The sequence below is a fragment of the Microcoleus sp. BR0-C5 genome (genome assembly GCF_036705045.1).
Classification (GTDB): Bacteria; Cyanobacteriota; Cyanobacteriia; order Cyanobacteriales; family Microcoleaceae; genus Microcoleus.
Genome location: NZ_JAUBTR010000002.1, coordinates 40,351 through 47,237, shown reverse-complemented (window position 1 = coordinate 47,237; position 6,887 = coordinate 40,351). Strand labels below are relative to the sequence as shown.

At 49.0% G+C, this 6,887-nt stretch carries 5 protein-coding genes; 3 read left to right on the top strand and 2 right to left on the bottom strand.

What is annotated here, in order from left to right:
• Positions 1-24: 24 nt before the first annotated feature.
• Entirely contained in the window at positions 25-1,485 is a 1,461-nt protein-coding gene (locus QUB08_RS01065; RefSeq protein ID WP_333222930.1) for a serine/threonine-protein kinase, read from the bottom strand.
• 153 nt (positions 1,486-1,638) lie between these two features.
• Positions 1,639-2,643, bottom strand: a complete 1,005-nt coding sequence (locus tag QUB08_RS01060) for a LysR family transcriptional regulator (RefSeq protein WP_333222697.1) — start codon at positions 2,641-2,643, stop codon at positions 1,639-1,641.
• A gap of 229 nt (positions 2,644-2,872) precedes the next feature.
• Between QUB08_RS01060 and QUB08_RS01055 the strand changes: the two genes are divergently transcribed.
• The 3 genes from QUB08_RS01055 (at position 2,873) to QUB08_RS01045 (ending at position 6,417) form a co-directional block, all read left to right on the top strand.
• Positions 2,873-3,586: an NnrU family protein gene (locus QUB08_RS01055; RefSeq protein WP_333222695.1), complete on the top strand. Its 714-nt coding sequence runs from the start codon at positions 2,873-2,875 to the stop codon at positions 3,584-3,586.
• 44 nt (positions 3,587-3,630) lie between these two features.
• Positions 3,631-4,008 carry a thioredoxin family protein gene (locus QUB08_RS01050; protein ID WP_006635621.1) on the top strand — a complete coding sequence of 126 codons (378 nt, stop codon included), beginning with the start codon at positions 3,631-3,633 and terminating at the stop codon, positions 4,006-4,008.
• Positions 4,009-4,371: 363 nt separating this feature from the next.
• On the top strand, positions 4,372-6,417 hold the full coding sequence (locus tag QUB08_RS01045) for an NAD(P)H-quinone oxidoreductase subunit 5 (RefSeq protein ID WP_333222928.1): 2,046 nt from the start codon (positions 4,372-4,374) through the stop codon (positions 6,415-6,417).
• Positions 6,418-6,887: the final 470 nt, after the last annotated feature.

Here is a 6,887-nt window from a genome sequence, read left to right as displayed (position 1 = left end):
GCCTGTTGCTGAAAGTGGTGCAAGTTAAAAAACGTTTGAAAGTAACTTATAAATCAAGCGAAAAATAGCTGTTCCAGCGATCGCACCCAAAGCACCCAACCATCCCACAAACAACACGCCAGTGATCGCAGAATTCGGATAAATCGCAACTGCAGCCGTCTGTAAAGCCGGGAAAAACCACAGCAAAGCCACAGTACCTGCACCAATAATCAACATCTCAGTTTGTTCGATCGCCCTGCGGTACTGGCCGTAAATCAAACCCGCCACAATCATCCCCAACAATCCGATACTCAAGCCAGGAGAGGGCAGCAAACTCGTCAGGGCGATCGCCAGCACCCCCCCCTCAAAACCCGTAAACGCCGCCCCGGACAAAACCTCCCAAATCGAAAAAATCGCTCTCTGCGAAGGTTGCAGCCCTCCTGGAGGAGTCGCAGGAACAGGTACAGGAGGCTGCTGAGTCGGTGGTAGCTGCTGAGTCTGTAGGGGAGTCGGAGTCCGTAGGGTCGGTGGCTGCACGACGATGTTAGGCTGTTGAGGCCGAGACATCAGAGCCGCTTCCACCTCACTCGCAGATTGAAAACGCTGACTGGGAGCTGATAATAACATTCGATCGAGAACATGAGCCAAACGCGAACTTACCTGCACCCGCGACTGCCAATTCCACTCATTTCTATAACTATCAAAAAGCTCCGTCGGCTGCAAACCACTCAGCAAAGTAATACAAGTCACAGCCAAAGCATACAAATCCGTTGCCGGATAAACTTCTTGCCCGCTCATCTGTTCTGGCGGAGCATAACCCAAAGAATAAATACCAGTCGAAGCTTTTGAACTCCCAACACTTTGTGTTACTTGTTTAACAGCCCCAAAATCTAATAAATAAAGCCGACCGTTTTTACCCCGCATAATATTAGCAGGTTTAATATCCCGGTGAATCGAACCGCGAGAGTGTACAAAATCGAGAACCTTCAAAATTTCCCGCAGCACCTCCACCGTTTCCGCCTCCGAAAACCTGCCTTTAACAGCTAGTTCATCCTCCAAATTTTTACCGTCAATAAATTCTTGAACCAAATAGAAAAACTGATCGTTTTTTCCCGGCGGCAAACTCGAAACAGTCACCTCAAAAAACGCTAGCAAACTCGGAATTTGCGAATGTTCGTTTCCCAGCTCTTCCAGCACCGCCGCTTCCCGTTCAAACAGAGTTTGAGCGATTTTTAGCTGTGCCGGAGTCAGACTTACCGACGGCTGCAAAAGTTTAGCAACGCACTGCCGCATCGCCGGAGTATCGCGGTCTCTGGCCAAAAACGCCGCCCCAAAACCGCCTTGACCCAACAACCTCACGGGCAAATAGCGGCCCCTCAAAATCAGGGGCATCCCGCAAGTCGTGCAAAACTTTTGCTGCACCGTTTTTAGCCGCGAACTGTCATCGAGGTCGGGAAAATAGTTTTGAGGGCGCGGGCAGCCCGGGCGGGTGCAGTAAACTTCCATTTTGGTTTGGTAATTGGTTGTTGGTAATTGGTAATTGGGAATTGGTAATTGGGAATTGGTAATTGGTAATTGGCCATTTTTCCCAGGGGTTATCAAACCAGATTTTAATCTCTCAACTAACCGCAAACTGCTCACAACCGGCGACCTAATAGATTAAGCTCCCGCAGAGTTGGGAGTTGCTATTTCTATGAATCCCACATCGAGCGCTGGGGGTTCTTTCTTCTCCAGGATGGTCGAATAAGTAGCAAAGGAAGGCAAAATTTCATTGCTGAAAGCCTCTGCTGCTTTAGAACGGTAGCGGTTGGGGTTGTAAATCAGCGACAAAATGCGAGTTACCAAAACTTCGTCCATTTGAGATTTGTGCAAGACGCCCATGAGCAACTCTTTTTCGATCGCCGAAACCGAGACAAAAGCAGCTCCCAGCCCCGACTGAACGGCATTTTTAATGGCTTCGATCGAATTTAGTTCCATCTCTATTTTCAGGCGGCGCGTGTCAATGCCGCAGCGAGTCAGTACCTGATCGATTACTTTGCGGATCGTAGACTGGGAATCGAGGGATATAAACTGCAATTTGTAAAGGTCTTCTTTTTGGATACTTTCTTGTTGTACCATCGGGTGAGATGGAGGCAGAATTAGAGCCAGTTCGTCCTCAGCGTAAGGAACAATTTCTAAAGCTTCTACAAGTTCGGTAGGAATTTCTCCGCCAACAATTGCCAAATCGATTTGCCCGTTGGCCACACTCCACGCCGTGCGGCGAGTCGAGTGAACGTGAAGCTGTACTGCTACATCCGGGTACTTTTGGCGAAACATTCCAATCATCCGGGGCAGCAAATAGGTTCCCGTTGTTTGAGAAGCGCCAACAATCAAAGTACCGCCTTGGAGATTTTGCAAGTCTTCCAGAGCTCGACAAGTTTCCTGGCAAAGCGATAAAATTTTCTCGCCGTAACTCAGCAGCAGGTGTCCGGCTTCGGTCAGTTGCGCCCGCCGCCCCCCCCGGTCAAACAGTGGCACGTCCAACTGTCTCTCTAAGTTTTGCACCTGCAAGCTAACTGCGGGCTGGGATACATAGAGGCTGTCCGCGGCGCGTTTGAAGCTTCCTTCAGAGGCGATCGCCTTGAGAATGCGTAACTGGTCTAAAGTGAAAGGAAGGTCAGACATATATCTAAATTGTCAGTTGTCAGTTGTCAGTTGTCAGTTGACGGTTGACGGTTGACTGTAGGCAGCGAACAGCAAACAGCGAACAGTCAACAGCGAACAGTCAACAGCGAACAGCGAACAGTCAACAGCGAACAGTAAACAGTTAACTGACTGATAACCGCTGAATGCTCCCATAGATACTTTGTGACACAAATTGGCCGAGAATCAATAACTTTTCTTAATATTTGCAATGACGATCGACTTGGCGCTCGACTCCCACTTAGTTATTCTGGGCCTGTTACTGGTTTTTGCGATCGCCCACAGCGGTTTAGCAGCCCTCCGGCCCAAAGGTGAAAAGCTTATCGGGCCGAGACTTTACCGCGTTTTGTTTGCCCTTGTCAGTTTGCCGCTGGCCGTCATTCTGGTGGTCTACTTTTTCAACCACCGCTACGACGGCGTACAGCTTTGGCAAGTACAGGGATTACCCGGAGTTAAACCCGCAGTTTGGATACTTTCGGCAATTTCCTTTCTGTTTTTGTACCCAGCAACTTTCAACCTCCTAGAAATTGCCGCCGTCCAAAAGCCCCAAGTTCACCTCTACGAAACTGGCATCATTCGCATCACCCGTCACCCGCAAATGGTGGGACAGGTGATTTGGTGCGTCGCCCACACGCTGTGGATTGGCACTAGCTTTACCCTCGTCACTTCCATCGGTTTGGTACTTCACCACCTGTTCGGAGTGTGGCACGGCGACAGACGGCTTCAGGCTCGTTTTGGAGAATCCTTTGAAACCATCAAATCTCGAACCTCAATCATGCCTTTTTTGGCAATCCTACAAAAGCGTCAAACCCTTGATTTGCTTGAGTTTCTGCGCCCTTCCTACGTAGGTGTAGTCATTTTTACTGGTTTGCTTTGGGAAATTCATCCTTTTTTGATGCGTGTCACTAGGAACATATACTGGTAGCATGATCCCTAGGATAGAAAAAAATTATTAAATTTTGAGGGCTCATGGTGTTGTCGGTTAGCGAACGCACTTTTGCACAAGAGGTGTTTCAAGCCTCTACCCCCGTTTTAGTTCACTTTTCGGCTCCTTGGTGCGGTTTGTGCCGCGCGATCGACCCCACGCTTAAGACTTTTGAGGCACAGTGGGCAGAAAAAGTCAAGCTAGTTGGGGTGAATGCCGATCAATGTTTTAAGTTGGCCCACACTTATCGGCTGACAAGTCTGCCCACGCTGATTTTGTTTGAGGGCGATAAAGTTCGATTTAGATTGGAAGACTACCAAGGGCGCGAGGAACTGCGGCGGACTCTGGATTCCTGGATGCTTGCGGCTCACGTAGCTTCCCCATCTCAACGGCTCCAACTTCAGGAAGTCGCCAACAGGTAACGGTTCCAAGGCATTCGGCTCTTGTGAATGAAGGCCTTCGGCTTTTATGTCGGAAGCAAAAGGCTTTCCCCATTTGTCCATCAACCATCTGACACCAAAATAAATCTCGCCGTCTTGAACGCACAGGACTGTGAGATTTGTCGTAAAATAGTTTCCGTTTTCCCCGGAATAATAATTTTCGGCGTTGAGTACGATCGTCTCGCGATCAAAAAAGTAGTGCGATCGTCTCGCTCACGATTGCGCTCGGCTATAGAAATACTTAAAGAATTGGATCAAGTATTTTGGCCCAGTCGCGCAGGCGTGTGTCACAATTGTTTACAGTTTTGGCAATATCTAGTAGAAACTTTAAACTACCTATCAGTCATGGAACTGCTTTATCAATACGCTTGGCTGATTCCAGTCCTGCCACTGGCAGGCGCAATGCTAGTAGGTCTAGGCTTAATCACCTTTAACCAGGCAACCAACAAACTCCGACAAGCGAATGCGATATTAATCGTCTCCGCGCTCGGAGGGTCAATGGTACTCTCTTTCGCATTGCTGTGGAGTCAACTACAGGGCCACGCACCCTACACCCGCACTATTCAGTGGGCTTCTGCTGGCGACTTCTCGCTGAATATGGGCTATATTATCGACCCCCTAACGTCGGTGATGCTGGCGATCGTCACTACGGTCGCCTTTTTGGTGATGATTTACACCGACGGCTACATGGCTCACGATGACGGCTACGTGCGCTTTTACGCCTACCTGAGCATCTTCAGCGCCTCGATGTTGGGTCTGGTAATCAGCCCGAACATCGTTCAGATTTACATTTTCTGGGAACTCGTAGGTATGTGTTCGTACCTGCTAGTCGGATTTTGGTACGATCGCAAACCCGCTGCTGACGCTTGCCAAAAAGCTTTTGTCACCAACCGCGTCGGCGACTTCGGCCTACTGCTGGGCATTCTCGGCATTTACTGGGCCACCGGCAGCTTTGAATTTGAGGTGATGGGCGAACGCCTGCACTCATTAGTCGAATCCGGTGCTCTTTCGGCGACTCTGGCGACAATCTTCGGCGTCCTGATATTTTTGGGGCCAGCAGCCAAATCCGCTCAATTCCCCCTCCACGTCTGGCTCCCAGACGCAATGGAAGGCCCGACACCGATTTCGGCATTAATCCACGCCGCGACAATGGTAGCCGCCGGCGTATTCCTGATCGCTCGGATGTACCCTGTGTTTGAAGGGCTGCCGGCAGTCATGAATTTGATCGCCTGCACCGGCTGTTTTACGGCATTTATGGGTGCTTCGATCGCGATTACCCAAAATGACATCAAAAAAGGCTTAGCCTATTCCACCATCTCCCAACTCGGCTACATGGTGATGGCAATGGGCGTCGGCGCTTACAGTGCCGGACTTTTCCACTTGATGACTCACGCTTATTTCAAAGCAATGCTGTTCCTGTGTTCGGGTTCAGTGATTCACGGTATGGAAGCAGTTGTAGGCCACAACCCCGCTCTCGCTCAAGATATGCGAGTCATGGGCGGCTTGCGGAAATATATGCCGATTACCGCTTCTTGCTTTTTAATCGGAAATTTGGCAATCTGCGGAATTCCGCCGTTTGCTGGTTTTTGGTCAAAAGACGAAATCCTCGCCAGCGCCTTCTCCGCAAATCCCGCTCTGTGGGCTGTTAGCTGGTTGACGGCCGGGATGACCGCGTTTTATATGTTCCGAATGTATTTCAGCACCTTTGAGGGTGAATTCCGGGGAAATGACAGCGCCATCAAGCGACAACTCCTGCAACCCGGTGTTGTTTTCGGCCCTGGAGCGATGAACGTTAAGGAATTGGCATCAACTGGCGAAAGTCACGACGAGCACGACCATTTCCCTCACGAATCTCCTCTGACAATGGCTCTGCCGCTAGTGTTGCTGGCAGTACCTTCTGTGTTTATCGGTTTTCTCGGTACGCCCTTTGCCAATTATTTCGAGCAGTTTGTTCGCGCGCCAGGGGAGTCTCTGGAAGAAGTTTTGGAACACGCTGCTGAGTTCAATTTGACGGAATTTCTGATTATGGGGGGAAGCTCTGTAGGTATTGCTTTGTTGGGCATTACTTTGGCTTCTCTGATGTATTTGAGCCGTAAAATTGATGCTGGGGCGATCGCCCAAAAAATCAAACCGCTTTACGAGTTCTCCCTCAACAAGTGGTATCTCGACGATATCAACGAATTTCTCTTTGTCAAAGGCAGTCGCCGTTTAGCGCGGCAAGTCATGGAAGTGGATTTGCGAGTCGTCGATGGTGTCGTCAACTTAACAGGGTTTCTCACGCTGGTTAGTGGCGAAGGTTTGAAATACTTTGAGAGCGGTCGCGCTCAATTTTATGCCCTGATTGTGTTTGTCGCAGTTCTGGGTTTTGCGATCGTTTCTGGAGTCAGTTAAATCGGTAGGGACACGGTCTTGTCCAAATGGTGTCAACAAACAGGTAAAACCGATAGTCCGACAGGGAATGAATTCCCTGTCTCAAAGCTAAAGTCCTCTCAAGAGGACTGAAGAACTCCTTAAACCTCTTATTGTGGAACAGGCATCTTGCCTGTTCAATACTGGCTTTTTTGGAGATATCTATTAGTCCTCATAGCGAGGACTTTCGCTATTAGCCAGGGGTTGAAACCCCTGGCGGACTCGCCCAATTGCAGATGATCGGCTTAAGTTGACACCAATGGGCAATGCCATTTCGCACCAGAAGATATTTTAAGAACGGATATTAGCTCAAGAACTCACAATTGACAATTAGCAAATAGAAATAAATCTTTCATTAAAATTCACTGTTGCGATCGCATAAATTGTCCAAATAATAGCAAAAAAAAATGTTCCGTCTAAAGAAAGTATAAAATTTAGGCTAAAATTGCCAA